Annotated in this window: 28 protein-coding genes; 14 read left to right on the forward strand and 14 right to left on the reverse strand. The window is 72.3% G+C overall.

Going from position 1 to position 26,417, the window contains the following annotated elements:
* Positions 1-2: 2 nt before the first annotated feature.
* From QRX60_RS43225 to QRX60_RS43255, 7 genes are all read right to left on the reverse strand, one after another.
* On the reverse strand, positions 3-1,787 hold the full coding sequence (locus tag QRX60_RS43225; RefSeq protein WP_285997261.1) for a DUF2264 domain-containing protein: 1,785 nt from the start codon (positions 1,785-1,787) through the stop codon (positions 3-5).
* On the reverse strand, positions 1,784-2,758 hold the full coding sequence (locus QRX60_RS43230; protein ID WP_285997262.1) for a hydroxyacid dehydrogenase: 975 nt from the start codon (positions 2,756-2,758) through the stop codon (positions 1,784-1,786). Before QRX60_RS43230 ends, QRX60_RS43225 begins: the two co-directional genes overlap by 4 nt.
* Positions 2,755-3,588, reverse strand: coding sequence for a carbohydrate ABC transporter permease (locus QRX60_RS43235; RefSeq protein WP_285997263.1), 834 nt, complete (start codon positions 3,586-3,588; stop codon positions 2,755-2,757). Before QRX60_RS43235 ends, QRX60_RS43230 begins: the two co-directional genes overlap by 4 nt.
* Positions 3,585-4,412 (reverse strand): carbohydrate ABC transporter permease, encoded by an 828-nt coding sequence (locus QRX60_RS43240; RefSeq protein WP_285997264.1) that lies wholly within the window; start codon positions 4,410-4,412, stop codon positions 3,585-3,587. Before QRX60_RS43240 ends, QRX60_RS43235 begins: the two co-directional genes overlap by 4 nt.
* Before the next feature lie 307 nt (positions 4,413-4,719).
* Positions 4,720-6,021 (reverse strand): ABC transporter substrate-binding protein, encoded by a 1,302-nt coding sequence (locus tag QRX60_RS43245; RefSeq protein WP_285997265.1) that lies wholly within the window; start codon positions 6,019-6,021, stop codon positions 4,720-4,722.
* Between the two features lie 61 nt (positions 6,022-6,082).
* Entirely contained in the window at positions 6,083-7,177 is a 1,095-nt protein-coding gene (locus QRX60_RS43250) for a substrate-binding domain-containing protein (RefSeq protein ID WP_285997266.1), read from the reverse strand.
* 89 nt (positions 7,178-7,266) lie between these two features.
* On the reverse strand, positions 7,267-9,042 hold the full coding sequence (locus tag QRX60_RS43255; RefSeq protein ID WP_285997267.1) for a caspase family protein: 1,776 nt from the start codon (positions 9,040-9,042) through the stop codon (positions 7,267-7,269).
* Positions 9,043-9,087: 45 nt separating this feature from the next.
* On the opposite strand from QRX60_RS43255, the gene QRX60_RS43260 reads away from it, so the two are divergent.
* Positions 9,088-9,444, forward strand: a complete 357-nt coding sequence (locus tag QRX60_RS43260) for a hypothetical protein (protein WP_285997268.1) — start codon at positions 9,088-9,090, stop codon at positions 9,442-9,444.
* A gap of 51 nt (positions 9,445-9,495) precedes the next feature.
* Here QRX60_RS43260 and QRX60_RS43265 read toward each other — a convergent pair whose 3' ends face one another.
* The gene (locus tag QRX60_RS43265) at positions 9,496-10,050 is read right to left on the reverse strand and encodes a TetR/AcrR family transcriptional regulator (RefSeq protein WP_285997269.1); all 555 of its coding nucleotides are present in this window, start codon (positions 10,048-10,050) and stop codon (positions 9,496-9,498) included.
* Between the two features lie 62 nt (positions 10,051-10,112).
* Between QRX60_RS43265 and QRX60_RS43270 the strand changes: the two genes are divergently transcribed.
* Positions 10,113-11,084, forward strand: coding sequence for an SDR family NAD(P)-dependent oxidoreductase (locus QRX60_RS43270; protein ID WP_285997270.1), 972 nt, complete (start codon positions 10,113-10,115; stop codon positions 11,082-11,084).
* Positions 11,085-11,099: 15 nt separating this feature from the next.
* Here QRX60_RS43270 and QRX60_RS43275 read toward each other — a convergent pair whose 3' ends face one another.
* From QRX60_RS43275 to QRX60_RS43285, 3 genes are read right to left on the reverse strand one after another with little or no spacing between them, the layout of a single operon-like run.
* Positions 11,100-11,369 carry a hypothetical protein gene (locus QRX60_RS43275; protein WP_285997271.1) on the reverse strand — a complete coding sequence of 90 codons (270 nt, stop codon included), beginning with the start codon at positions 11,367-11,369 and terminating at the stop codon, positions 11,100-11,102.
* Positions 11,366-11,929, reverse strand: a complete 564-nt coding sequence (locus tag QRX60_RS43280; protein WP_285997272.1) for a Clp protease N-terminal domain-containing protein — start codon at positions 11,927-11,929, stop codon at positions 11,366-11,368. The genes QRX60_RS43275 and QRX60_RS43280 overlap by 4 nt, the downstream gene beginning before the upstream one ends.
* On the reverse strand, positions 11,926-12,150 hold the full coding sequence (locus QRX60_RS43285; protein ID WP_285997273.1) for a helix-turn-helix domain-containing protein: 225 nt from the start codon (positions 12,148-12,150) through the stop codon (positions 11,926-11,928). The genes QRX60_RS43280 and QRX60_RS43285 overlap by 4 nt, the downstream gene beginning before the upstream one ends.
* Positions 12,151-12,388: 238 nt before the next feature.
* Between QRX60_RS43285 and QRX60_RS43290 the strand changes: the two genes are divergently transcribed.
* The 11 genes from QRX60_RS43290 (at position 12,389) to QRX60_RS43340 (ending at position 20,477) form a co-directional block, all read left to right on the forward strand.
* Positions 12,389-13,576, forward strand: coding sequence for a cytochrome P450 (locus QRX60_RS43290; RefSeq protein ID WP_285997274.1), 1,188 nt, complete (start codon positions 12,389-12,391; stop codon positions 13,574-13,576).
* A 314-nt stretch (positions 13,577-13,890) separates the two neighbouring features.
* Positions 13,891-14,358, forward strand: coding sequence for a hypothetical protein (locus QRX60_RS43295; RefSeq protein WP_285997275.1), 468 nt, complete (start codon positions 13,891-13,893; stop codon positions 14,356-14,358).
* A 123-nt stretch (positions 14,359-14,481) separates the two neighbouring features.
* Positions 14,482-14,742: a hypothetical protein gene (locus tag QRX60_RS43300; RefSeq protein WP_285997276.1), complete on the forward strand. Its 261-nt coding sequence runs from the start codon at positions 14,482-14,484 to the stop codon at positions 14,740-14,742.
* 54 nt (positions 14,743-14,796) lie between these two features.
* Entirely contained in the window at positions 14,797-15,261 is a 465-nt protein-coding gene (locus QRX60_RS43305) for a MarR family winged helix-turn-helix transcriptional regulator (protein ID WP_285997277.1), read from the forward strand.
* 141 nt (positions 15,262-15,402) lie between these two features.
* Positions 15,403-16,068, forward strand: a complete 666-nt coding sequence (locus QRX60_RS43310) for a nitroreductase (protein WP_285997278.1) — start codon at positions 15,403-15,405, stop codon at positions 16,066-16,068.
* Between the two features lie 38 nt (positions 16,069-16,106).
* Complete coding sequence (locus tag QRX60_RS43315; protein WP_285997279.1) at positions 16,107-16,757, forward strand: FMN-dependent NADH-azoreductase; 651 nt, start codon at positions 16,107-16,109, stop codon at positions 16,755-16,757.
* Positions 16,758-17,023: 266 nt separating this feature from the next.
* Positions 17,024-17,161 carry a hypothetical protein gene (locus tag QRX60_RS43320; protein ID WP_285997280.1) on the forward strand — a complete coding sequence of 46 codons (138 nt, stop codon included), beginning with the start codon at positions 17,024-17,026 and terminating at the stop codon, positions 17,159-17,161.
* Between the two features lie 73 nt (positions 17,162-17,234).
* Positions 17,235-17,768 carry a MauE/DoxX family redox-associated membrane protein gene (locus tag QRX60_RS43325; RefSeq protein ID WP_285997281.1) on the forward strand — a complete coding sequence of 178 codons (534 nt, stop codon included), beginning with the start codon at positions 17,235-17,237 and terminating at the stop codon, positions 17,766-17,768.
* Positions 17,769-17,791: 23 nt separating this feature from the next.
* Positions 17,792-18,280 (forward strand): TlpA family protein disulfide reductase, encoded by a 489-nt coding sequence (locus tag QRX60_RS43330; RefSeq protein ID WP_285997282.1) that lies wholly within the window; start codon positions 17,792-17,794, stop codon positions 18,278-18,280.
* Complete coding sequence (locus QRX60_RS43335) at positions 18,280-20,070, forward strand: ABC transporter ATP-binding protein (protein WP_285997283.1); 1,791 nt, start codon at positions 18,280-18,282, stop codon at positions 20,068-20,070. Before QRX60_RS43330 ends, QRX60_RS43335 begins: the two co-directional genes overlap by 1 nt.
* A complete protein-coding gene (locus tag QRX60_RS43340) occupies positions 20,070-20,477 on the forward strand; it encodes a S26 family signal peptidase (RefSeq protein ID WP_285997284.1) in 408 nt (135 codons plus the stop codon). The genes QRX60_RS43335 and QRX60_RS43340 overlap by 1 nt, the downstream gene beginning before the upstream one ends.
* Here QRX60_RS43340 and QRX60_RS43345 read toward each other — a convergent pair.
* From QRX60_RS43345 to QRX60_RS43355, 3 genes are all read right to left on the reverse strand, one after another.
* The gene (locus tag QRX60_RS43345; protein ID WP_285997285.1) at positions 20,450-23,371 is read right to left on the reverse strand and encodes an AfsR/SARP family transcriptional regulator; all 2,922 of its coding nucleotides are present in this window, start codon (positions 23,369-23,371) and stop codon (positions 20,450-20,452) included. The genes QRX60_RS43340 and QRX60_RS43345 overlap by 28 nt on opposite strands.
* A 296-nt stretch (positions 23,372-23,667) precedes the next feature.
* Entirely contained in the window at positions 23,668-24,357 is a 690-nt protein-coding gene (locus QRX60_RS43350) for a M15 family metallopeptidase (protein WP_285997286.1), read from the reverse strand.
* 805 nt (positions 24,358-25,162) lie between these two features.
* Positions 25,163-25,795, reverse strand: coding sequence for a GntR family transcriptional regulator (locus QRX60_RS43355; RefSeq protein WP_286003819.1), 633 nt, complete (start codon positions 25,793-25,795; stop codon positions 25,163-25,165).
* An 86-nt stretch (positions 25,796-25,881) separates the two neighbouring features.
* On the opposite strand from QRX60_RS43355, the gene QRX60_RS43360 reads away from it, so the two are divergent.
* Positions 25,882-26,415: a YbhB/YbcL family Raf kinase inhibitor-like protein gene (locus QRX60_RS43360; RefSeq protein ID WP_285997287.1), complete on the forward strand. Its 534-nt coding sequence runs from the start codon at positions 25,882-25,884 to the stop codon at positions 26,413-26,415.
* Positions 26,416-26,417: the final 2 nt, after the last annotated feature.

The raw sequence follows: 26,417 nt of genomic DNA on the forward strand, positions 1-26,417 counted from the left end.
CGTCATCCGGCGGTCACTTCCAGGGGGTCGAAGGCGATCCGGACGGTGAAGCCGTCCGGCCAGCGGATCTCCGTGCCGTCGGCGGTGACGTCCGCTCCCCCGGCGCCGAGCACCGCGTGGGCGGCGAAGACCGTCGTGCCCTCGGCGGGACCGGTGAGCCGGGCCAAGGTCACCCAGGGGGTGTACGCGGTGCCGTGTGGCGCGCGAACCTCGTCCTGCCCGGCCCAGCCGGTGAGGGGTTCCAGCACCGAGTCCGCGGCCCAGCCGGTCTGCTCCGCGGTCGCTCCCGGCGGGCCGCCGACCACCCGGTGCACGCGCACCTCGTCTCGCCCGCGCGCCACGGTGACGCTCTCGACCCGCAAGCCGGGGACCGCCGCCGTTCCGAAGATCGGGCGGTGCCAGGACGCGGCCCAGCCCCAGCCGTCACCGCTGCCGGCGCCGAGGGGGTGGATCCGGCGACGGACGCTGCGCACTCCCTCGACGACGACGGCGAAGTGGTTGTCGGCGGGGTTGTCCTTGGCCGTGGGGCCGGTGTGGGTGGAGTAGGCGAAGCGGCCGTAGTGCGGATCGTCGCCGGCAGCCGACTCGGCTTCGTGGGGCCTCAGGTGGTCGCTGCCGTGGTTGTGCAGCCGGACGACGCCGTCCGCCTTCTGCAGCAGGAATCCCGGCGCCGGCTCCGCGCGGATGGTGTCCGCGTCCTCCGATTCCTCCGTGGACGTCCACAGTGGATGATCCTCCGGGGCGAGCAGGCAGACGAACGCCTTCGACGCCCAGTACGGCGAGCCCGGGCCGGAGTAGAACTGCGTGGTCGGCGCGTGCGGGCCGTGCCAGCCTAGGCTCAGGAGGCCGTGGTCGTCGACGGCGCCGCGGTCGAGGAAGTACTTGAGAGCGCCGCTGAGCAGCCGCCGGGACAGGCCCGGGCGCAGCGGGGTGCCGCCGGTGACCGCACCGAGGCCGACCGCCGACACGGCGGCGAAGCGGTAGGTCAGCGAACGTCCGAAGTGGAGGGGCGCGCCGTCGGCACCGAACCACAGTTTCAGGCTCGCCAGGTGCTCGCGCAGCCGGTCGCCATGGTGCGTCGGCTTCCCGGCGAGGTGGGCGTCCAGGACCGGGTAGAGGTGCATGGCCCAGCCGTTGTAGTAGTCGAACGCACGACCGTCGCCGTCGGCGTACCAGCCGTCGCCGCGGTACCAGCCCTCGAGGAGTTCGAGCGCGCGGTCGCGGGCCCGCGCGGTCGCGGCGTCACCGCGGCCGACGTCGACGAGGAACCCGGCGACGGTGAACGGGAACAGGTACCAGTTGTTCGGCGCCGGGACGTGCCTCAGCGCGCCGCGCAGCCACTCTTCGACGCGGTCTTGGACTGGCGTTTCAAGCTGGTCCCAGAGCCAGGGCCGCGTCAGCCGGAGTCCGAGCGCGACGGACGCGGACTCGACCATCGGCTGCCCGGCCACGTCGTGGCCGAGGATCACCGGCCACGACTCGGGGTCGTCGCGGCCCGGGGTGCGGGTGCCCGCGTCGAGGCCTTCGGCGTAGCGCTCCAGCCAGTTGCGGGGGTCTCCGCCCCCGGCCACGCGGAAGGCGGCGGCGAGGAACGTGCGGGCGAAGCCTTCGAGCCCGTCCGAGCGGACGCCGTTGGCCGACGCCGGTCCGGGCAGGTCGAGCCGCGCTTTCCCGGGGCTCGCCCAGCGCCACGCGGCGTCGAGGAGCCCGTCCGCGGCGGCGACCCAGTGCTCGCGCGTGTAGCCGGTGTGCGGGCTCAGCTCGTGGTCGTCGGGGGGCAGCTTCACGCGATCAGTCCCATCCGGTCGCGGTGCAGCGGGTGGGCGAAGCCGTCGCCGGCCACCCAGCGCGCGACCTCGGCGACGGCCAGCGCCGCCAGCCGGCCCATTTCGTTGCCCTGCGAACCCGCCAGGTGCGGGGTGATGAGCACGTTCTCGTCCGTCCACAGCGGGTGTCCCGGCGGCAGGACCTCGGGTTCGGTGACGTCGAGGATCGCCCGGATCCGCCCGGATCCGGTGGCCTCGGCGAGAGCGTCCTGGTCGAGGACGGCGCCGCGGGCGGTGTTGATCAGCACGGCGTCCGGGCGCATCGACCCGATCAGCTCCCGGCTGACCAGGCCGCGCGTCTCGGGCAGCAGCGGCGTGTGGACGCTGACGACGTCACTGCGTTCGAACAGCTCGGCCAGTCCCACCGGCTCGGCTCCCTCCACGTCGGTCACATACGGATCATGCACCAGTATCCGCAGGTCGTGAGGTTGCAGCAGCTCGATCACCCGGCGGCCGATCATCGACGCGGACAGGATGCCGACCGTCCTCCGGTAGTTGCCGACGTCCCGGGGCACGGCGAGCCAGTCGTCGCGGACGCGGTCCACGCGGTAGCCGCGAGCGCGTTCGAGCACGCGTTTGCCCGACAGCAGGATCATGGCGAGGGTGTACTCGGCGACGGGCACGGCGTTGGCCTCGGCCGCGGAAGTCACCTCGATGCCCCGGTCCCAGCACGCCTCGGTGACGTGCGCGCGGACCGACCCGGCGGTGTGCACGACCGCGCGCAGGTTCGGGGCGGCGGCGAGCGCGACGGCGTCCAGTGGCGGGCAGCCCCAGCCGGTGACCAGCAGCTCGACGTCCCGAAGCGGGGCACCGGCGAAGTCGTCGATCACGCCTTCGGCCAGGTCGACGAGCCCGCGTAGCTTGGCCAGTGTCCCGTCGTCGAGGACGGCGTCGGCCGCGTCCCGGCTCATCGCGAGGGCGGCGCGGATCACTTGACCGCTCCCGCGGTGAGCCCGGAGCGCCAGAAGCGTTGCAGCAGAACGAAAGCGAGCAGCAGCGGGAGGACGGCCAGGAGTGAGCCCATGATGACGACCGGGTAGTACTCGGGCGACACGGTGGCCGAGCTGTTCCAGGCGTAGAGGCCGAGGCTGACGGGGTAGAGCTTCTGGTCGGACAGCATCACCATGGGCAGGAAGAAGTTGTTCCAGATCGCGGTGAGCTGGAACAGGAACACGGTGACCACGCCGGGCCCGAGCATCCTCAGCGCGACCCGGAAGTACGTCGCCAGCTCGCCGGCGCCGTCGATGCGGGCGGCTTCCAGGACTTCGTCCGGGACGTACCCCTGGCTGAACACGCGGCCGAGGTAGACGCCGAACGGGTTGAACAGCACCGGCACGAACACCGCCCACGGCGTGTCGACGAGCCCGGTGCCCGACGCCATCAGGTACAGCGGCAGCGCGAGCACGGTCTGCGGCACCATGACCGCGGCGAGCACCAGGCCGAAGAGCTTTTCCTTGTGCTTGAATCGGTACTTGTCGAAGGCGTACCCGCACGCGATGCTGATCAGCGAGCTGAGCGCGCCGCCGGCGACGGCGTAGAAGAGGCTGTTGGCGTACCAGCGGCCGTAGCTCCCCTTGTCCATCGCGAAGAGGTCTCTGAGGTTCTCCAGCGGCGAGAACCCTTTAAGCGACAAGAGATCGCTGCCGAAGAGCGCGTCGCCGCTCTTGGCCGCGGCGAGGACGAGCCACAGCACGGGCAGGAGCGTGTAGAGCACGGAGATCCCGACGACGGTGTTGACGGCCGTGCGGCTGAGCAGCTTCACGAGGTCACCTCCCGGGTGCGGTTGGTCCAGCGCGTCACGCCGTAGGACAGCGCGATCGTGCAGGCGAGGAGGATGACGGACGCGGCCGCGGCGAGGCCGTAGTTGTTGCGGGTGAAGGCGGCGTCGTAGATGTACATGCTGGGCGAGAAGCGCGCGGTGATCACCGGCGTGGACTGCGAGAGCAGCATCGGCTCGGTGAACAGCTGCAGCGACCAGATGAGCGTGAACAGCACGACCATCACTACGCTCGACCGGATCAGCGGGGTCTTGATGCGCAGGGCCGTGCGGACCGGGCCGGCGCCGTCGACGACCGCGGCTTCGAGCACTTCGCGCGGCACGGCTTGCAGGGCGGCGCAGAAGATGACGACGTTGTAACCGAGGTTGCTCCACAGGGCGATGTTCACGATCGCCGGGAGGGCGATGATCCCGCCGTCGCCGAACAGCGCGACCGGGCTGAGGCCGGGGGTGTAGAGGTAGAGCCAGATGATCGCGGCGATGATCCCGGGCACGGCGTGCGGCAGGAAGAGCCCGAGCCGTGCCAGCGACTTCAGCCGCGCGGCGGCGGAGTCGAGCAGCAGGGCGAGCCCGAGCGACGCGACGACCAGGAGCGGCAGGTAGATCAGGCAGTAGAGGGCGATGACGCCGAGTCCGTTGAGGAAGGTGGGATCGCCGAAGACGGCGAGGTAGCTGCGCAGGCCGACGAAAACGGTGTGCTCGGGCCCGAAGCCGAGCCCGGGCTCGTCGGCACCGAAGAAGCTCAGCCAGACGGCGGTCCCGACGGGCACGAGGAAGACGGCGACGAGAAGGACGAAGAAGGGCGCCATGAGGACGACGGCAGCGGAACGTTCCCGATCGCTGCGGCGAGGAGTCGCGGCCTTCGCGGGAGGGGGTGCGGGCCGGGTCAGCGTGGCGGTCATCGACGACCTCCGGTCAGCCGGGCCGGGTCGCCGACCGTCGTGGCCGGGAGGAACACGGGCGACGCCAGCGGCGACCGCCGGCCGGCCGGGCTCGGCCGGCGCCACCGATCACCCCGGCTGAAGTCCGTGAATGGCTCATTGAGGGACATAGAGTCCCGCGATGGGACATTCACGGACTTCGTCGAGGCGGCCGAGAGGCGGGTCGGGGTGACGGTCATCGGACGGTCCCTCGGCTTTCGTGCTCGGTCGTCGCCAGGCCGAGGGCGACCAGGTCCGGCATGGTCGCCTTCTGGGCGTCGCGGACCGCGTCCAGCAGCGTGCCGTTGCCCGCACCCGCTCGCGCGAAGCCGTCCTGCAGGACCCGCTGCGTCGCGCTCATCCGGGGGCCCCACGTCCAGCCGTCGCGGATGAGGTGGGCCTGCTCGTCGAACAGCCGGTAGATGTCCTGGCCGCCGTAGTACGCGCGGTCGAACGCCTTGCCGCCCACCTCGACCAGCGCGGGCGCCGCCGGGTACTGGCTGCTCGTGCCGCTCGAGAGCCGGGCGCGCAACGCGTCCGGGTGGGAGACCTGCCACTCGATGAACTCCATCGCCGCCTCCGGATTCGCACTGTCCTTGGTGATCGCGAACGTCGAGCCGCCGTGCGTGCCGACCGCCGGGTGGGCCGGATCCCACTGCGGCAGCGGCGCGATCGCCCACTTGCCCTTCTGGCCGGGTCGCGCCTTCATCTGCGCGCCCGCGTCCCACGCGCCGCTCAGCCGCGCGACGACCAGGTCCTGGCCGATCTGCGCGTCGCTCTGGCGGCTCAGCGACGCGTTGGCGAAGACCAGGCCGTCCTCGATCAAGCCCTGCCAGTACCCGGAAACGCGCTGGGTGGCGGCGTCGGCGAGCGAGACGTTCCACGCGCCCGCCGACGTGTCGAACCAGCGCGCCCCGGCCTGCCAGGCGAACGCGGCGAACTGCATGCCGCCGTCGGTCGGGAACAGCGCGATCCGGCGGCGGCCGTCACGGATCCGGCGGGCCGCCGCGGCGAACTCGTCCCACGTCCGCGGAATCGGCTCGGGGAACAGGTCCGTGCGGTAGTGCAGCACCATCGGCTCGACGTCGAGCGGGACCGTGAACACCCGGCCGGCGAACGTCGTCAGCCGCAACGCCTGCGGCAGCAGTTTCGCCCGGAGCCGGTCGCTCACGAGGTCCGTGATGTCCCGCGCGACGCCGTCGATCGCGAAGCCGGGCACCTGCGGGTATTCGATCGTGGCGACGTCGGGGGCGTTGCCCGCGCGGGCCGCGTTGCTCAGTTTCGCGTAACCGCCCTGGTCGCCGGACGGGATCTGCTGGAAGTCGACGCGGATGCGGTTCTGCGTGCGGTTGAACGCGTCGACGACCTGCTGGCTGCCGCGCAGCGCCGACCAGAACCTGATCCGGGCCGGGCCGCCGGAGCCCGCGGGCGCCGAGCACGCGGCCGCCAGCGGCAGGGCCAGGCTCGCGGCCAGCACGGCACGGCGGCTTGCGGGCATCGTCGCCTCCTGTGGCGCGGTACGGGGACGCCCACAGTCTGATCACCTGAACGTTTTTCGGTCAATATTTCCGTTCAACTCGGTCAAACGATCGGGTTGAACCGCGGACCTTCAGCTCGGGCAGCACTGCGATCTGACGTGCCGGCCCGGCTTCGGCGCCGAGACGTTCGAGCAGCAGCCCGGCGGCGAGCCGGCCCACCTCGGCCTTGGCCGGCGCGACCGCGGTCAGCGGCGGGCTCCCCAGCGCGGCGACGACGTCGTCGTAGGCCACGACCGAACAGTCCCGCGGCACCGCGATCCCGGCCTCGGCCAGCTGCCGCACCAGCATCAGGGCGTCGACGTCACCGTGCATGACCACGCCGGAAGCCCCGCGCTCGCGCACGACGCCGGCGAGCGACGGCCCTTCGGCGGCGGCTGGGTCGGCGCCCGCGTCCGGCGCGCTGAGGACCGTGGTCGCGTCCTCGACCTCCGGCCGCGCGGCGCAGATCTCGGCGAACGCGGCGCGCAACGCCCGCGCCGTCGGGCTGTCGTCGCGCGCGGCCAGCACCAGCCGCCGGTGCCCGAGCGCCACCAGGTGCGTCACCGCGAGGTGCATGCCGAACCAGTGATCGGTACACACGGAATCCCGCGCGTGCAGGGCACTTCCCCGGCGGGGACGGCGTTCCAGCAGGACCACGGGCACGTCGACGCCGGCCAGCCAGCCGTCGTCCGCGGCTTCGGCATCGACGGTGCGCCAGCGCGGCGCGATCAGCAGCCCCCGGACGTCGTCCCCGGCGAGCGCGCGCTCCACGATCGGCCGGTCCGCCCCCGCGACCTGCGGCGCCGGGTGCAGCACGATCCGCGTGCCGGCCTCCTCCAGCGCGGCGCGGGCGCCGTGCACGACCTCGTTGAGGTAGGCGTGCCGCTCGGGCACGACGAGCGCGACGACCCCGGTGTCCCGCTCCCCCGGCACCGGCGCCTGCCGCACCGGAACCAGCGACCGCGCGACGCCGTGACCCCGCCGAAGCCGCCCGGCCCGGGCAAGGTCCTCGACGTCCCGGCGCGCGGTGATCACCGAGACCTCCAGCTCGGCGGCGAGATCGGTGACCCGTACCTCACCCCGTGCCTCGACCACGGCCAGGACCCGCTGCCGCCGGTCCGCACCCGTCTCCCGCATCACGTCACCCTGACTGTTCGTTTGACCGTTTGACCGAGCATAGCGATCACACGTGAGCCGACGGCGCCGAGCATCCGAGCCGGCCGCCGTCAGCCGGTCACGACCAGATTGTCGAAGTTCAGGGTTACGGCGCCGCACGGCTCAGCAGTCGCCACCGAAGGATCGATCGTGAAGGTGACTCGGTCACTTGCGGTAAGGGAACCGATAGACGTCGGCACGGTGACGCTCGTACCGGCACCCATGCCGACGTGCAGCGTGACGAAAGCCTTGCCGGCCCCGACGAGCACGGTCAGCGGTCCGCACATCTTCGCTTTCTCGTCCACGCTCAACGTGCCCCGCAGGTACGCGGCGGACGGCGGAGTCCCGTGCGCTCGCAAACTCATGGTCAGCTCCGGACGAACGGCCGGGGAGGCGAGCGTGACCGGCACGTGCCGGTCCACGGTCGCGTCGGCGGTCTGCCCGTCCGGGGTGCCGCCGGCCACCCACGTCAGCTCGTAACCGTTCTCGGGCACGACAGGGCCGTCCTCGGCCGACAAGTACAAGCTCACGACGATGGTCGCGACGAGGCCGATGACGGACGCGATCAGGGAAGCGATCCGCACCCTCCGCTTGGCCCTGCTGTGCGTGCCGGGAGCGGGAAACGACAGCGAGGCCGCTGTCCTCCGGTCAAGGTCTCGCTGCAGATCGCGTAACGGATCTGATCGGCGCCGGCCGAACCGCCATCGAGCGCGTTTCGCTGAAGGTGAAGGCAGACCGGACAACGCCGCCGGCTTCTTGCTGGTGTCAGCCTTCGGCAGGACTTGCACTTCACCACCGGCCGAACGAGGCGATTCGGCCGGGCGTCGGCCGCCCAGCGCGCCGGACAAGGCCTCTTCCCGGCCAGGCCGGGCCGGCTCCGATGGGACCGGCCCCGGTGCGGACGGCTCGAGATCCCGTTCGCCCTCGTCGTTTCCCAGCCTCCGCAGGGTTTCGATGGCAGTCACGTCACCGGCCGCCGCGGACTTGCGCAAGACCTTCAGAGCCTCGGAGCGGATGGTGTCGTGCTTGCTGAACAGCGCGGCGCGCAGGTCTGGATCCAGCCCGTGGGGCAGCGACAGCCCCTTCCGGCTGTGCGCCAGGTAGACGGGGCCGCTGCCCCGGTCGTTCCGGGTCGGCGTCTGGTGGGGAGTCCGGGAGCGGACGCGGTCGTAGACGTAGCTGTAGAGTTCGGCCGCTTCGATCCGGCCGTCCGAGTCCAGGTCCGCGTCGCCGCTGCGCAACCCGGCAACGATCGCTTCGGTGAAGATCGAGGGGACCGACGGTCCGATCGGAGAATGCTCGCTTCCGGTCTCGAAGGCATGCTCGAGGTGGGTCGACGCGGTCATCACCAGGCAACCACGGCCGGGTTTGGCCGCCAGCTGGTCCACCACGTCGACGCGGCCACCCGATTTGGGCACGTGTCCGGCGGGGAAAGCGCCGCTGAAACAGCAGTCCAGCCACAACACCACCTGCCGCGCGGCGCTCCGCTCCACCTCGTCGCGGACGAATTCCGCCGGAAGGCCGGTGGCGCTCAACAGATCGAGCCTGGTGTCGGTCGCGGCGAAGTGGAGCCGGCCGCGAGTGTCTTTGACGCCGTGCCCCGAAATGTGCAGCAACAGCAGATCGTGCCTGGTGGCCTCGGTGAACAACCGGCCGATGGCCACCCGGAGGTCCTGGGTGGACCGGTTCCCGGCCACCGTCACCTCGAAGCCACCGATGTCGGGATCCGCCAGCAATTCGCGCAGCTCGTCGACTTCCTGCAGCGGCCCCCGCAGCGGCTTCAGGCCCGGGTCGGCATAGTCGCTGGTGGCGATGAGCAGGGCCAGGCGCCGTCCATCGGGCGTCACCCGAGCACCTGCCCGGCCCGGTGCACGTAGGATATCGTTCGAAGCGTGACGGACATTTCGGTGACAGTTGTCGAGGATGATCCCGCAATCGCCGACGAACAAATCCGGCAACTGCGCGAGGAACTGCTCGGACTCGAGGTGGATTCGGTCGAGTTCGGCCCCGGCCAGGTTCCGCCAGAAGGCGCGAAAGGGGTCGACGGCGCGACGTTGTCCCTCGTCGTCACCCTCAGCTCCTCCCCAGTGCTGATCATTGTGGGCCGCACCCTGCGCGATTGGGTCAACCGGGCGAAGGACCGTTCCTTGATCATCCGCAAGGACGGCCGATCGCTGGAAATCACCGGCGCCCGCACCGGCCAAGATCGAAAACTCATCGAGGCGTTCCTGCGGGACGGACAACTCTAGCGCCCGGTATCGGCCAAGCGTTGCCAGGGCACCGGCTGCGCCGCCCGGATGTCAGGCCACCAGGAGGCCGACCGCGGTGGCGAAGCGCGCGAGATACGCCTCGCGAGTCTCCACCTGATGCTTCAGCCCCACTGACGCGCTGATCAGGGTCTGTGCGACGTCGTGCGCGGACGCACGCTCCGACGCCGCGGCGATCGCGGTCGTGACCAGCTCCTCGAAGCGCTTCGGCGCGGTCCGGACGATCTCGCCGAGCAGGTCCGGGTTCTGCTCGATGACGCTCGGGATGTCCCGGCCCAGCGGGCCGATGTAGCGGCCCGCCCACTGGTCGAACGCGTCGACGAGCCGTTCGCGCAACGGCCGGCCGGTGTCGGCGAGGAGCCGTTCGGCGGCGGCGAGGTCCTGATCCAGTGCCCGGGTGACCGCGGCCCGGAACAGCACTTCCTTGGAGGCGAAGAGGAAGTACAGGCCCGGCCGGGAAATGCGGGCGGTGCGCGCGACCTCCTCCATGGACGTCTTCCGGTAGCCATGGCGAGCGAACGTGAGCAGCGCCGACTCGAGCACCGCGTCCCGGCGGCCCGGCTCCGCGACCTTCGACGTTTCGGCCATTCCGCTACCGTACGCATCACCGACTTACTAAACAACTTCTGTTCAGTCTGTATAGTCGAGCCGTGACCGGACGTCAGCTCATCACCACGCCGTTCTCCGCCTCCTCGACCGCGGACGAGGTCCTGGCCGGCGTCGACCTCGCCGGCGTGCGGGCGATCGTGACCGGGGCGTCCTCCGGCATCGGCGCCGAGACGGCCCGCGCCCTGGCCGCGGCCGGCGCCGAGGTGACCCTCGCGGTCCGGAACACCGCCGCCGGCGAGGCCGTCGCCACCGCCATCGCGGACGCGGGCGCCGCACACCGCCCCCGCGTCGCCCCGCTCGACCTCGCCGACCCGGCGGCCGTCCGGCGTTTCACCGACGGCTGGGACGGCGCGCTGCACCTGCTCGTCGCCAACGCCGGTCTCGTCACCGGCGGGCCGGCCCACACCGCGCGGGGGTGGGAACTGCAGTTCGCGACGAACCACCTCGGCCACTTCGCCCTCGCCACCGGGCTGCACGCCGCGCTCGCCCGCGGTGCCGCCGACCGGGGCGAGGCGCGGATCGTCTCGGTCAGCTCCACCGCGCACATGCGCGCCGGCGTCGATTTCGACGACCTGCACTTCCGGCACCGCGGCTACGACCCCCAAATCGCGTACGCCCAGTCGAAGACGGCGAACTCGCTGTTCGCGGTCGAAGCGACCCGCCGCTGGGCGCCCGACGGCATCTTCGCCAACGCCGTGAACCCCGGCGGCGTCGCGACCGGGCTGCAGCGGAACTTCACCCAGGCGCAGAAGGATTCCCTGGCCGCGGCCGAAGCGGCCGGCGTCTTCGCCTACAAGACCGTCGAGCAGGGCGCCGCGACGAGCGTCGTCGCCGCCGTGGCACCGCAGTTCGCCCGGACCGGCGGCCACTACCTGGACGACGGGCAGGAGGCGTACACCGTGCCCGACGACGCCCAGCTCGCCGACCACCCTCACGGTGTCAAGCGGTGGGCGCTCGACCCCGCCGCGGCCGAGCGCCTCTGGGCCGTCTCGGCCGCGTTGACCCGCAGCTGACCGCGAGTTTGCAGCTCATCGACCACGCGGACGCGAGCTCCGCGCCAGCAGCACCGCCGTAGCCAAGACGGCCAGCGGCGCCGCGGCCGCGGCGACCACCGCCATGATCACCGGCAGCCCCGGGGACGGCGCCGGGCGACCGGGAACCACCGGCGGGCCGGTGAACCGCAGGTGCGCATCCATGTGGTGCCACCGCGTCACTTCCAGGTAGATGATCCGCCAGCTTCCGGCCCACAGCACCAGGGCCACCCCCAGCGCGGCCCGCGGCAGACGGCGCTTGGTCATCGACCTGCGCGGGCGAGGATCGCGCGCCGCAGCTGCGGCGCCGAAACACCGAGAGCGGCCAGGATCGGCGGCACCAGTCCACCGTCCGCGGTGACCACCGCGGCACCGATGTGGTGCTCCGCAACGCGCGTCCCACCCTGCTCCGCGTCCTTCACGGCGGTGTCCAGGCACGACCTCGCCCGGCCGGTGACCGGCAGGTGTCCCGGCAACCGCACCCGATGCCGGCGCCGGTGCCGCGGCCGCGGCACCGGCGCGGGACCGAAGGTGGCCTCGACGGCCTCCCGTACCGCCTGCAGGTCGATCCCGATCGTGGCGAGCGCGTCGGCGTCCAGGCCGTCGAACACACTGCGCGGCCCGTTCAGCAACCGGTCGGTCTGCGCGGCGACGCGTTCGGGCGTCACGCCGTGCTCCCGGGCCACCTCGCCCAGCGGCGTGGGCGAGTGCGCGATCGCGTAGAGCAGGTGCTCGCACCCGATCCCCGGATGCCCCAGCGCCCGCGCGCGCTCCTGGGCGGTCCGCACCAACGCCCGGACATCGTCGTCGAACTGCGGATTCCTCATGCCCGGCCCCCGGTTCTGCGCCCGTGCTTGCGGTGCACGGTCTGCTTGGTGACCCCCAGCCGGGCGGCGATGTCCTGCCACGACCACCCCGCCCGCCGGGCCCGGTCCACCTGCAACGCCTCCAGTTCCTCGGTCAGCACCCGCAGCGCCGCCACCGCCCGCAATCCCACTTCCGGGTCGGTACTCGCCGCACTCTCGGCGATCTGCATTCGCGTATCCATGTCGTCAGCATAAGCTGACGCCACCAGGTCGTCAACATAAGCTGACGAGCGCCTGCATCTGCCAGGCCGCCGAACGTCGTCGTCCGTCTCGCGTCTTGGCGAGCGTCCGAAAACCGGACCCGGCGTTGGGACCGCTTGCTTGGAGTTCGCCACGACGTCGGCTCGGTCACCGTGGACGTCCACGCCTGACGACCGTTGAGCGGTACGCCACGGCGCACGCGTGTCGCACGATGAGGCGATGGAGGTCCAGCCTGTTCCCTACCCCTTCGCAGACGCCGTGGCGCTGCAGCTCCACCCGCGGTTCGCCGAGCTGCGGAAGTCCGAAGGGCCGGTACGCGTCACGATGCCCTACGGCGGCGACGCCTGGCTGGTGACGCGCTACGAGCAGACGCGGTTCGTGCTGTCGGACCCACGGTTCTCCCGCGCCGCCGCGGCCGGGAAAGACGTCCCGCGCGGGCGTCCCGGCTTCGAACCGGCGGGCAACCTGCTGGCCATGGACCCGCCGGAGCACAACCGGATCCGGGCGCTGGTGGCCAAGGCGTTCACCGTCCGCCGGGTGGAGTTGCTCCAGCCCCGGATCCGGGAAATCGTCGACACGCTCCTCGACGGCATCAGCCCGCCCGCCGACTTCGCCTCAGCGGTGGCGTGGGAGCTGCCCGTGCAGGTGATCAGCGAGCTGCTCGGCGTGCCGCCAGGCGAGCGCCGGATGGTGCGCGAGTGCACCGAAACGCTGGTCGCCTCGGGCGGAACCGCGACACCCGCGGACGTCACAGAGGCACGCGGAAGGCTGGCGGGTGCACTGAACACGCTGATCGCGCAGCGCCGGGCGGCGCCCACCGACGACCTGCTGACCGCGCTCGTCGCGGCCCGCGACGAGGGAGACCGCCTGACGGACAACGAACTGCTCATGCTCGGCGTGGCACTGCTGGCCGGCGGCCACGAGACCACGGCGAACCTGACCGGCAGCTTCCTGGTGGAGCTGCTGTCCGACCGCGAACGGTGGACGACGCTCGTCGCCCGTCCCGAGCTGATCCCGTCGGCGGTGGAGGAGCTGCTGCGGTTCGTGCCGCTGGCGACGGTCGCGGATCTCGCGCGGATCGCCAAGGAGGACCTCGAGATCGGCGGCCAGGCCATCCGGGCCGGCGACGCGGTCCTGGTCCAGCTGGACTCGGCCAACCGCGACGAATCGGTGTTCGCGTCGGCCGGGGACCTGGACTTCGGCCGCAAGGTCAACCACCACGTCGCGTTCGGCTTCGGTGTGCACCACTGTGTCGGTGCGCCGCTGGCGCGGCTGGAACTGCGCGTCCTGCTCTCGAGGCTGGTCCACCGTCTGCCTGGCCTGCGCCTCGCGATCTCGGCGGAGGACATCGAGTGGCGCCGCGATGGATTGATGCGTGGGGTCGCGAGCCTGCCCGTCACTTGGTGAAGTCCGTCAAGGGCACGGAGAAGCGACCCGTTCTGCACAGCCGAAACCTCCTCTCGACAGCGACCATCGCGAACCGATCTGATCACTCCGGCCTGCCGAGTTTCGTGCGCAGGGTCGCAACGTGGACGTCGAGCAAGCGTTTTTCTCGCGGTCGCCGGCCGGCCCCCTGGCACGGTGAAGGCCCCTCTCGCCCTCGAAGTGCGCACCGCCACCCCGCGATACGGCGAGCGCTGACGTCGTACCGCTCGGCGTCAAATGCAACCGGACGGGCGGGCACTTCCGTCCGGAGAGCACCGGATCCAGAAGGGGTGCCCATGCGAAGACTGCCCGCCGTGTCAGGCATCCTGCTCCTCCTCGTCGCCGCCACGGCGTGCGGCCGCGCCGAACCGGGGTCCGGAGACGCATCGGCGCTGTGCTCCCCCGGCTACGAACCCCGGGAGCTCGTCGACCGCCCCCTCCAGCCGGCTCTTCCCAGCATCCCCGGCCGCATCCCGACCGGGGACCAGCCGGCCGAAACCCGCACCACGGACGCGGCCGCGATCAAGAAGATCGCCGCCGCCGCGTGCTCCCTGCCGACCCCGCCGCCGGACATCGCCTGCACACTCGAACTCGGACCGAGCTACGAACTCCGCTTCCTCGACACCCAAGGCCGGACCACGACCCTCACCGCCGCCAGTTTCGGCTGCCAGTTCGTCGAAGGACTGGGCTCCCGCCGGTACGACGCGAAGCCCCTCTGGGAGGCCCTGGCCGCAGCCGGTCTCCCCGCGCCGCGACCGCGCTAGTGCACGTGTGGCTGCCAGTCGGCTTACCGAGCCACGAGCGTCGACCGAGCGGGCCGCCGCGCAGCTCATGCTCGCCCTGTACCGCGGTGGTCGCCGGCCCCCACGGCGCTCCCGGCCGCCCGCGTGCGCCCGTTGCTGCAGGCGCCGGAAACCGCGTGCCTCGCACAGGAGCACCACCCCCGTCGCTACCGGATGCACGACCTCGTCCGCCTCCACGCCGCCGAACTGGCCCACCGCGATCTGTCCGAAGAGGACCGCGAAGCGGCGGCGCTGCGCCGGCTGATCGACTTCCACCTCCACACCGACGCCGAGCACGCCGACCTCCTGGCGCTGTGGCAGCGGGCCGGACCTCGTTCAAGCGCGACGACGATCCTCCGGAGCTGATGGTGGTATCGATCGATACCGTAGCGTGTGATTCGTTGTTGGTAGCGTGCTCCCATGACCGCTGACTCTCCTCGTCGGGCGACCGACCGCCCTGGGGACGGTTCGCCGTTCGCGCTTGGACTGTTGCTGCGGCGGGCGCACTGGCGTGCCGCCGCCGTGATGACGGAGGCGCTGCGGCCGCTCGGCATCGAACTGCGGCACTTCGCGGTGCTGATCGTGCTGGCCGACCGCGGGGCCACCCTGCAGCGAGACCTCGGGGCCGCGACCGGGTCCGACAAGGCGGGGATCATGCGCGTCGTCGACGACCTGGAGCGCAAGGGGCTGGCGGTACGCAAGGCCGTCCCGGGGGACCGGCGGGCGCGAGCCGTGGAGATCACGCCCGAGGGCCTGGAGCTGTTCGATGCCGCGCACGTGGCGGCGGAGCCACTGGCCGAGCGCCTGGTCGCCGAGCTGGAGCCGGGCGAGCCCGAGCGGCTGGCGGATCTGCTGACCCGGTTCGCCCATCCTGAAGGCGCTTGACTCCGCTCTTCCGGCCGGTCAGCTGCGAGAGAAGTCGCGTCCATCACCATCCGCGGCATTCGTATCGACCAAGAAAGTATCGAATGATACCGTCACGGTCGTAACTAACCGGCTGCGTCACGAACAGGTGGGTGACGGACGATGGACGTCTACGAGGCGGTCGAGAGCCGACGGGCGGTGCGCGGATTCACCGACCGGCCCGTGCCGGAGGAGACGCTGCGGCGGGTCCTGTCCGCCGCGGCTTGGGCGCCGTCCGGCTCGAACCTTCAGCCTTGGCGGATCTATGTCCTGACCGGCGCGCCGCTGGCCGAACTCAAGAAGCGTGCCGGGGAGCGCCTGGCCGCCGGCGACCCCTGGGACGCGCCGGAATACGAGATGTATCCGGCCACCCTGAAATCCCCGTATCGCGAGCGCCGGTCGGCTTTCGGCGAGCAACGATACGGCTCTCTCGGCATCCCGCGGGAGGACCTGGAAGCCCGCCAACGCGCCGCTTCCGCGAACTGGGACTGTTTCGGCGCCCCGGCGGCGCTGTTCTGCTACCTCGACCGCGACCTGTGCCGGCCCCAGTGGTCCGACGCCGGGATGTACCTGCAGAACGTCATGCTGCTGCTGCGTGCCGAAGGACTGCACAGCTGCCCGCAGATGGCGTGGGCGAAATTCCACGAGACCGTCGCGGAGATCGTGGCCCCACCGGAGGAACTCCTCCTCTTCTGCGGCATGTCGATCGGGTTCGAGGAACCGTCGGCGGCCCACGGCCGCACGGGCCGCGCGCCGCTCGGCGACACGGTCACCTTCGTCGCGGGCTGACCGCATCCCTTTTCCCTTCGAGAAATCCGGAGCAAATCATGGCCACGCTGCTGCACCTGGACACGTCCGTCCGGCCGAAGTCCGTCTCTGCCTCACGTCCGGTCACCGCCGCCTTCCGCAAGGCGTGGGAAGAACAACACCCGGACGGCACCGTCATCTACCGCGACCTCGCCGCCGAGCCGGTCCCCCACCTCGGCACCGCCGGCGCCGAGGCCGGGTTCGCCGATCCGGCCACCCACACCCCCGAGCAGGCCGCCGCCTTCTCCCGGCGCGTCGAGCTGCTGGAAGAGCTGGAAAACGCGGACGTCGTCCTCATCGCCGCCCCGATGTACAACCTCACCATCCCGTCCACCCTGAAGGCGTGGCTGGACCACGTGGTCATCGCGGGACGGAGCGCGGGCCCCGGGTCCTCGGTCGCCGGCACCCCGGTCCACGTCGTCGCCAGCCGCGGCGGCTCCTACGAACCCGGCACACCACGCGAGGGCACCGACTACGTCCGGAACTACCTGACGGCCGTCCTCGGCGGCACGATGGGGATGGAGGTCGACTTCATCGTCCCCGAACTCACCCGGGCCCACCTCCACCCGGCCATGGCCGGGCTGGTCCCGAAGGCTGAAGCGTCCCGGGCGAAGGCCCTCGAAGAGGCCGCGGTCAAGGGGAAAGCCGCGGCTCGCCGAGCCGCTGCCTGACGGGCTGTGGAGGGGCTCTCCACGCGCGCCGGGCGGGTCACGCCTGGCGTGGCACGGCCTCGATCTCGAGGGTGATCTGCACCTTCTCGCCGACCACGACGCGCAGGCGGGAACTTCGCCGCCATCTCCCCCAACGCGCCTCCGGGTGACCTGCCGTCGATTCCCGGCGCCAGACCGCATCGCGGCCGCGTTCTCCTCGATAGCGAACGGATAGCGAGGCTGAGTCACGATCTCCCCGTCGAATCCCGCTAGTGAGAGGAGTGATCATGGCTCGCCTGATCAACACGCTGGGTGACCGGTTGCTGGGGCTGTTCCTGGGCGAGGTGAAGGCCGGCGCCTGCATCCCCGAGCACGGCCAGGTCTGCAAGACGCTGCACTACGACTGCTACGGCAACTGCAAGTAACCGCGGCGCCCACGCCTTTCCCGCCGCGGTCCTCGTGGCGGGAAAGGCGGTGCCGTACAAAGGGGGTTCACCGATGATCGGCGCCCAGTTCGTGCTCGCCACCCGGGTCCTGATCGGCCTGGTGTTCGCGGTCGCGGCCGTCGGCAAGCTCGCCGGGCGGGTGCGGCTGGCGGAGTTCGCCGCGTCGCTGGCGCCGCTCGGCCGGTCGCCGGTGGGCTGGCTGCCGATCGCCGCCGCGACCGCCGTCGTCGAGCTGGCCGCTGCCGCGCTCGTCGCGTTCCCCGCCACCTATCGGCTCGGGCTCGGGCTGGCGACGGCGGTGCTGGTCGTGTTCTGCGCCGCGATCGCCCGTTCGATGCGGCTGGGCCGCCGCGTCACCTGCCGCTGCTTCGGCCGCTCCGGGGCGGTGCTCGGCCCTGCCCACCTCGTCCGCAACGCGCTGCTCGCCGCCTGGGCCGCCACCGCACTCGCCGTCCCGCCGGGACCTGCGCTCGGCCTCGACACCGTCGCGGCCGCCGGGCTCGTCGGCACGTTCGCCGCGGTCGTCGCGATCACCTGGGACAGCCTGGCCGGCCTGGTCCGCGGGCCGGACGCCGCCGGCCGCTGAGCGAAACACAGAAAGAGGTTCTCATGTCGTTCCTGGTAGCCGTGGTCGTGGTGCTGGCCGTGCTGACGGTGCTCAACCTCCTGTTGTCCTCGGCGATCATCAGGCTGCTGAACGAGCAGCGGCGGTCGGTGACGCCCGCGCTGCCGGCGGTGGGCACCGAAATCGGGTCGTTCGAGGTGACCGACGCCGACGGCACGACCGTCACCGATCGAGAGCTGGACGATGCGCTCGTCGCGTTCCTGTCGCCGACGTGCGGGCCGTGCCAGCGCCTCGCCGGCCAGCTCACCGAGCCGACCGTCGCGTTCGTGCTCGACGGCGGCGACCGGGACAAGGCCGTCGAGTACGCGGCCGGTCTGGGCCCCGCGGTGCGCGTCGCCTTCGTCGGCGACCGCAGCCCGGTGTCGGCCGCGTTCAACGCGGGCGATGTGACCCCGACCCTGATCCGCGTGCGGGACCGGCGGATCGCCGCCGCCGGCCACGACCTCGACGCCGTGCGTCGGCAGCACGTCTGATGGACCTGTTCCGTGCGGCGGGCCCCGCGTTCGGCGTCGCCTGGCGCGCGTCGCGGGTGGCCACCGGCGGCGCGATCGCGCTGGCGGTGCTCGCCTCGGCCGTGCCGGCGGCGTCGGCCTGGCTGGGGAAGCTGCTGTTCGACGAGCTGGCCGGCGGCCGGGACACTGGCGTGATCGTGCTGCTGGCCATCGGCTCGGCGACCGGCCTCGCCGTAGCGACCGCGATCACCGCGGTCGCCTCGTACTGCACCGCGATCGTGCGGGCCAAGTCCGCGATCGAGGCGGAGGACCGCCTGGTCGGCGCGGTCGGCGCGCTGCCGGGGCTGCGCCGGCTCGAGGACCCGGCGTTCCTGGACCAGGTGCGGCTGGCCGAGCAGGGCGCGCAGGAGGCGGCGCCCGCGGTGCTGGCGCTGACCGTCGAGTCGGTGCGCACCCTGGTCGCCGTGCTCGGGTTCGGCGGCGCGGTCCTGCTCGTGTGGCCGCCGATGGCCGGCCTGCTCGCCGCGTCACTGGCGGCGGCGGCGATCTCCCAGCTGACCCTGTCCCGCCTGCGCGCGCGGGAGGCCGAAGCGATGATGGCCACCCACCGCGAGCGGTTCCTGTTCCGCTCGCTGTGCTCGGACGTCCGGGCGGCCAAGGAGATCCGGCTCTTCGGCCTCGCGGATCTGTTCCGGTCACGCATGGTCGCCGCGGTCCGCACGGCCACGGCCGGCGAGTGCGCGATGCAGCGCCGGATCGCGCTCGCCGGGATCACCGCCGCGATCGTGTCGGCGGTGGTGGCCGGCGTCGCCCTCGTGGTCGCCGCGACCGGCGCCGCCCGGGGGTCGTTGTCCATCGGCGACGTCACCCTCTTCACCGCCGCGGTGGCCGGCATCCAGTCTCCGGTGGGCGCGCTGCTGGGCCAGCTCGGCCGAGCCGGCGGGTCGCTCGGGTTGTTCAGGCACTACCTCGACGTGGTGACGACCGCGCCCGACCTGCCCTCCGGGACGAACGCCGTGCCCGCACTGAAGACCGGCATCGAACTGCGTGACGTCTGGTTCCGCTACGACCCCACCGGCCCGTGGGTGCTGCGCGGGGTCGACCTGGTGATCCCCTGTGGCGCGGCGGTCGGGCTGGTGGGCGTGAACGGCGCGGGCAAGTCGACGCTCGTGAAGCTGCTGTGCCGCTTCTACGACCCGGACCGCGGCCGGATCCTGTGGGACGGCGTGGACATCCGCTCCTGTGACACAGCGGAGCTGCGGGCCCGCGTCGGCGCCACGTTCCAGGACTTCACCAGCTACGACCTGACCGCGGCGGACAACATCGGCATCGGCGACGTTTCCCGCCTCGGCGATCTCGACCGCGTTCGCGCGGCGGCCCGCCTGGCCGAGATCGACCCGGCGCTGTCCGCTTTGCCCCGCGGCTACGAAACCCTGCTGTCCCGGGCGTTCCTGGACGTCGACGACAAGGCCGGGGCCGCCCTGTCCGGCGGCCAGTGGCAGCGGGTGGCGCTCGCCCGGTCACTCATGCGCGCCGAAGCCGACCTGCTCATCCTCGACGAACCCAGCTCCGGCATGGACGCCGACGCCGAAACCCGGACCCACGAGGCACTGCGCGCCCACCGGGCCGGCCGGACGAGCGTGCTGATCTCCCACCGCCTGTCCGCCCTGCGCGGCGCGGACCGGATAGTCGTGCTCGGCGGCGGCCGGGTGATCGAACAGGGCACCCACGACGAGCTGCTCACCGCGGGCGGCGAGTACGCCCGGCTGTTCTCGTTGCAGGCCAAGGGATACGCGATGGCGGAGGCGTGATGGCCTGGCTCGTTGCTGTTGTGGTGGTGGCGCTGGTGCTGCTGGTCGTGCTGCGCCGCCGTTACGTGGTGGCCCGCGTCTGGGGCCACAGCATGTCCCCGACCTTCCACGACGGCGAGCGGGTCGTCGCGACCCGGCGACGGCACTACCGCGTCGGCGACGTGATCGTCTTCCGCCCCCGATCCGAGACCGCCGATGTCGCGTGGCGCATCAAACGGATCGCCGCGGTCGCCGGCGACCCGGTCCCCGCCTGGCTGGCGGCGGACCACCCGGTCGTCCCGGCCGGCCGGGTGGTGGTGGCCGGCGACAACACCGGCCACAGCGAGGATTCCCGCCAGCTCGGCTACATCGACATCGCCCGCGTGGCCGGCGCGGTCCCTCACCGCCCCGCGCCCGAAGGCAGCTGATCCTCGATCTCCGCCAGTACCTTCTCCACCCCGGCTCGTTCGACCGGGCTGTCGAACCGGTCCTGCAGGAGCAGGGACGCCTGGGCGGCGCGGCGGGCGGCGGCCGGCTCGCCGGCGGCCAGCTCGATCGAGGCCAGGGCGAGCAGCGCGGCGGACTCGGCGTCCGGGCGCCGGGACCGGCGGGCCAGGCCCAGCGCGCGGTCCGCGGATCTCCGGGCGGCGGACAGGTCGCCCTTCGCGCGGCGGGCGTCGGCTTCGGCGGTGAGGCACCAGGTCTGGCCGATCAGGTCGCCGTTCTGCTCCGCCAGGCAGCGGGCCTGTTCGGCGAGGCCGACCGCGGCCGCCGGATCGCCGCAGGCCAGGGCGGTGCGCAGGACCACCAGCCGCACCTGCGCGCGTCCCTTCCAGTCGCCGGCGGCATCGGCCAGCCGCAGGGCCTTCATGCCGTGTGCCCGCGCCGCGCCGAGGTCGCCGAGGTGGTCCCGGTACAGGGCGGCCAGCGTGGCGTGACAGCCCGACATTCCCGCCAGGTTGCCCGACTTCCGGAAGCACACGACCGCCTCGCGCATCGCGGTGATCGCGCGGTGCCAATCGCGACACCGCTCGTACGCGTCGCCCAGCTTGGTCAGCACCTCCGCCCGCAGCGCGTGGTCGACCTCCCGCACCGGCACCTCGGTCAAGAGGGCGACCACGTCGGCGTAGCGGCTGCGGTGCATCCGCGCCGTCGCCTTGACCAGCGCCGCGGTCACCCGCACCACCGGGTCCGCGCCGGCGATGTTCGCCAGCCGCGCGGCCGCCCGGGCGCCGTGGTCGAACAGGTCGAGCCGCACGAGCGGCGCACGCAGCACCAGCAGCAGCGCCGCCGCGGGACGGGGCCGGCCGCCGCGCACGGCCAGGCCGAACACGGCGAGCAGGACGTCGACGTCCGCGCCCAGCCACGGCAGCGGCTCCTGCACCACGCGCCCGGCCACGTCCCGGTCGAGCGGCGCGGCGGTCTCGGCGAGCACCGTGTACCCGGCCGGCGCGCCCAGGATGGCCTCGTGGGCATGCCTGGTCAGCGCGACCGCCCACCCGGTCAGCCGGTCCAGAACGCCCGCGTCGAGCGACGGGCCGACCGTGCGGCAGTAGGCCCGCACGAGGTCGTGCATGCGGTAGCGAGGCACCCCGTCGCGCCCCGGCCCGGCCTGGTCGAGCAGGTTCATCGCGCACAGGTGGGCCAGCACCTCGCCGGTGCGGGACAGCGGCACGTCGAGCACGGGCGCGAGCGGCCAGCCGGTGAACGTCGGCGCCCCGATCGCCGCCAGCGCCAGCATCGCGGCCCGTGCGTCCCGGTCCAGCAACCGGAAGCTGGTGTCGAGACTGTCCCGGACGCTGCGCTGCCCGACCACCAGCTCCCGCATCCGCCTCGACTCGTCGGACAGCCGCGCGGCCAGCTCCGCCACGCTGAGCTTCGGGTACGCGGCGAGCTGCGCCCCGGCGATCCGCAACGCGAGCGGCACACCCCCGCACGCCTCGAGCACCGTCGCGACCGTTCCGTCGCCCTCGTCCAGCCGGGCCGCGCCCGCCACGTTCGCCAGCACGGTCTCGGCCACCTGGTCGGGCAGCGGCGCGAGCGGCACCCGGACCGCCGACTCGACCTCGGGCAGCACGGACCGGCTGGTCACGATCGTGGCGCAGCCCGGATCGGCGGCCAGGAGCGGCTCGATCTGGCGGGCGCTGGCGGCGTTGTCGAGCACCACGAGCACCCGCTTGCCCGCCGTGCGACTGCGGAACTCGGCCGTGCGCTCCTCGGCGGTGGCCGGCATCGACCGCGCCGGCACCCCCAGCGCACGCAGGAAACCGGCGAGGACCTCGTGCGGTGCGGCCGGCCGGGCGTCGGCGCCCCGCAGGTCGGCGTAGAGCTGTCCGTCGGGGTGGGCGTGCACCGACGCCGCGCCCGCGTGCACGGCCAGCGCCGTCTTGCCGATCCCGGGCATCCCGGTGACCAGCACCAGCGGGGGCGCGTCGGTCCGGCGGGTCACCGCGGCCCTGACGGCGGCCGACTCCGCGTCGCGCCCGGCGAACCCGGAGGTCCGCGGCGGCAGCTGGGCGGGCACCACGGTCGCGGCCGGAAGCGTCTCGACGGAGAGGATCTCCGCCTCCAGTGCGAGCAGTTCCCGGGGCGGATCCATCCCCAGCTCGTCGCGCAGCACGCGCCGGGCCTCCTGGAACGCCGCCAGCGCGTCGGCCCGCCGCCCGGCGCGGTGCAGCGCCAGCATCCGCCGGCGGTGCAGGCCCTCGCGCAGGGGGTGGGCCTGCACCAGCGCGGCCAGCTCGGGCAGCAGCCGCGCGGCCCGCCCGCACGCGATCTCCGCGTCGATCCACTCCTCGACCAGGCACATCCGCAGCTCGTCCAGCCGGGGCAGCTCCACACGGGCCAGGTGCGCGCTCACCCCGCCCAGCGGCGTCCCGGTCCACCGGTCGAGCGCGGACCGCAGCACGCCGGCCGCGTCCGCGGGGTCCCCGGCTGTCCCCGCCGTGACCAGCAGCCGCCGCACCTCGTCGACGTCGACGACGCAGTCCAGCAGGTACCCGTCCGACACGGTCACCACGGCCCCGGCCGCGCCCGCCCGGTCGAGCGAGGCGCGGAGCTTGGACACCTGGATGTGCACCTGGGTCCGTGCGGTGGCGGGCGGCTGCTCACCCCACAGGGCGTCGATCAGCCGTTCCACCGACACCGGCCGGCGGCAGGCGAGTGCCAGCGCGGCGAGCACCGTTCGCCCGAGCCGCCCCTTGACCGGTATCGACGTCCCCCGGACCCGCGCGCCGACGGGACCGAGAACAGTGGCTTCCAGCAATCCGCTGTCCGCGGCCGTCAAGGCCGTGGGGCGCCCACCCAGTGTGTCGGTCCGCAAGGGCCGCTCCTTCGTGCGTCGTGCGGTGCTCGCCACCGAGCACGGAAGCCCGCGGCGTCCCGGCCAAGCCCTCGCGAATTCCCGTGGTGCGGGAGAGGCTAGAAAGGACGGCTTCTGCTTCGCTTCCATCGGCTTCCGCGTGCTCGTGTCCACAGTGCACAAGCCTGGCGATCACGGTCCACCTCGACGACGGCAGCGCCCGAGATCGCCGCCACATCCGGCGACGATCTCGGGCGCGTTCCCGTCATGGACGGATCACACCGTTCCGGTCCGCGTCGGCGCTTCTCGGTCCGGGGTCAGGGCTTCTCGAAGTGCTGGTAGTCGATCGGGGTGTCCCAGGAGCCGCCCCAGGTCCAGCCGCGGGTGGTGAACGCCCGCTCGGTGGCGTCGCCCGCGTGGATCATGCCGGGCACGGTCTGCGTGCGGTCGACGTAAGGCGCGCCGTTGGGCGGGTAAACCGTGCCACTGCCGGAGATGTAGGGGTTCTGCACGGTGTTGATGTCGATGGCGCGTCCGTAGGAGTGGTTGGACCAGGCGGTGCCGCCGGTGATGGCCCGGCAGTTGAACGCGGAAGTGTTGTTGGCCGCCATCGACGCGTCGTCGTCGGAGTTGTACTTCTCCACGGTCTCCATCCGCTCGATGGGGAACCGGCCGAAGTACAGGTCGGCGAAGGTGCGGGCGACCTCGGTGGCGCGGTCGGCGTTGACGACCAGTTCGCCCCGGTGCACCGCACCGTCGAAGCCGACGAAGTTCAGGCTCACCAGCCGCAGCTGGTCGGGACCGACCGGGCAGCCCTCGTGCCAGCTGTTCCCGAGCCGTTCCGCGGTGACCGGGTTGATGACGGCGACGTAGGGCGGCAGACCGCTGCTCGTCGGCGCGGCGATTTCCACGGTCTGGGCCGTGGCGGCCGGCGCCGGCGTGGTGCCGAGCAGGACCGCGGACAGGGTGAACGTGAGGAGAGCAAGAACTCTCGTTCTCAGATGCATGACGACAACACGCTTTCTCTCGGTTTTCCAGTGAAAAAGAGCAGGGTTCGCCGCAGCCGTGCTCGGGCGCGGCCCGACCGACAGCGATCCCCAGTGGACTGTTCCGGGCGCGTGAACCCCAGCGGAGTCAACGGATGTGGCGCGACTGCGCCAGCCGGATCACCTCGTCGTCGACTAGGAGATCCGTTTCTGCCAGACCAGCGCAGCTACCCGCACCTGCAGCCGGCCGCGCGCGTTCGTCGGCGGCCGGTCTCCCACCGCGGGTCGATCAGCTGGCCCTCGGCCACCACCCGGTTCGGGCTGAGCAGCAAGGCCGGCAGAACCCGCCACCTGCTCCCCCGGCGCGGCCTCGACGTGATCGCGCACTTCGGCCGTCGCTCTTCGCCATGCGATCTTCCGCCTTCCCCAGTAAGCCGCGCCCCGTTACCGAGAGAGCCAGAACGTCACCCCTGCATCCCCCAGCCGGGTGAAGGCCCTCTCGCAAGATCGAAAGTGCCAGCGGCGCGTGAACAGCGTCAACTGCCCCGAAAACGTTTCGCCCCTCCCCGAAACCTCTTCTCGTGGGTCAGAAATGACAACCTCGGCGACATTCCGCTGGTCGGAGCCCGGCGGCGGGCCGCGGTTCGCCTTCTGCGGCCGCACTTCGACCACCCGGTATCAAAGATCGAGTGCCGTCACAGCCGGCAACGCGACATGGCCGACGCCTTTCCTGCCGGACAGGCCCCGCCGGAGATGCATCCCGACGACCGCGGGCATGCGGGGCATTCCCGCCAGGAATACCCGATCCCGACCGTCCGAACGGGAATCAGCCGTCGAGGGCGGCCGCGGTCAGGGTGAGGTGCCGGGCGAGCAGTTCGGCCGCGGCGTCGGCGTCGCGGCTCAGTGCTGCCTCTTCCAGGCGGCGGTGCTCGCCGACGGCGTCCCGGCCGGGTGCGCGGCGTGCCGACCAGCGGCGAGCCAGCTCGCTCGCGGCCCACATCCGGTCGAAGGTCTCGAGCAGGGCGGTGTTGCCGCACCCTTCCAGCAGGGTGCGGTGGAAGGCGCGGTGGGCTTCGGACCAGGCGCTGCTGTAGTGCTCGCCTTCTCCCGGCGCATACGGCTCGGTGCGGGCCAGGCGATGGTGCGCGGCGCGCACGCGAGCCTCCCAGTCCACGTCGCCGCGCTCGATGGACAGGCGCAGCACGACCGGCTCGACGGTCCGGCGCGCCTCGGTGATCTCCTGCCAGCGCCGGTCGGAGAACTCCGGGACGGCGAAGCCGCGGTTCGGCAGCCGGTCGGCCAGGCCCTCCCCGACCACGCGCACGAGCGCCTCGCGCACCACGGCGAGGCTCACGCCCTGGTCCCGGGCGAGATCCTGGGGTTTGAGCGCGGCGCCGGGGGCGTAGTCCCCGCGCATGATCGCGTCCCGCAGGTGTGCGTAGACCTGCTCCGACAGCATCTGACCCATGGCCGACAGCATAGATGTTGCGCTAGATAATCGATTATCTATATGATCGTCGATGATACGACCTGGAAGGACCTCAGATGACCGTCAACGACCCGTTCGCCCGCCTCCCCGAAGCGGCCGCCTTCTCCGTCACCAGCACCACGGTCGCCGACGGCGCCACCTGGCCCCCCGAGCAGTTCTCGTCAGGGGTCCCGGGCGGCAAGGACATCTCCCCGCAGCTGTCCTGGAGCGGCGCGCCGGAAGGAACCAGGAGCTACGCCGTCACCGTCTACGACCCCGACGCCCCCACCGGCTCCGGGTTCTGGCACTGGGCGGTCGCCGACATCCCGGCCACCGTCACGCAGTTGCCCGAAGGCGCGGGCGACGACACCGGCTCCGGCCTCCCGGAGGGCGCTTTCCAGCTGCCCAACGACGCCCGCGCGAGCCGGTTCCTGGGCGCAGCCCCACCCGCCGGGCACGGACCGCACCGCTACTTCGTCGTGGTGCACGCCCTCGACGTCGACTCCATCGGCGTCGCCGCCGACGCGACCCCGGCCGTCCTCGGCTTCACCATGGCGGGCCACATCCTCGGCCGCGCGGTCCTGACCGCCACCGCCGAAACGGCAGCCTGAGC

The sequence above is a fragment of the Amycolatopsis mongoliensis genome (assembly GCF_030285665.1).
Classification (GTDB): domain Bacteria; phylum Actinomycetota; class Actinomycetes; order Mycobacteriales; family Pseudonocardiaceae; genus Amycolatopsis; species Amycolatopsis mongoliensis.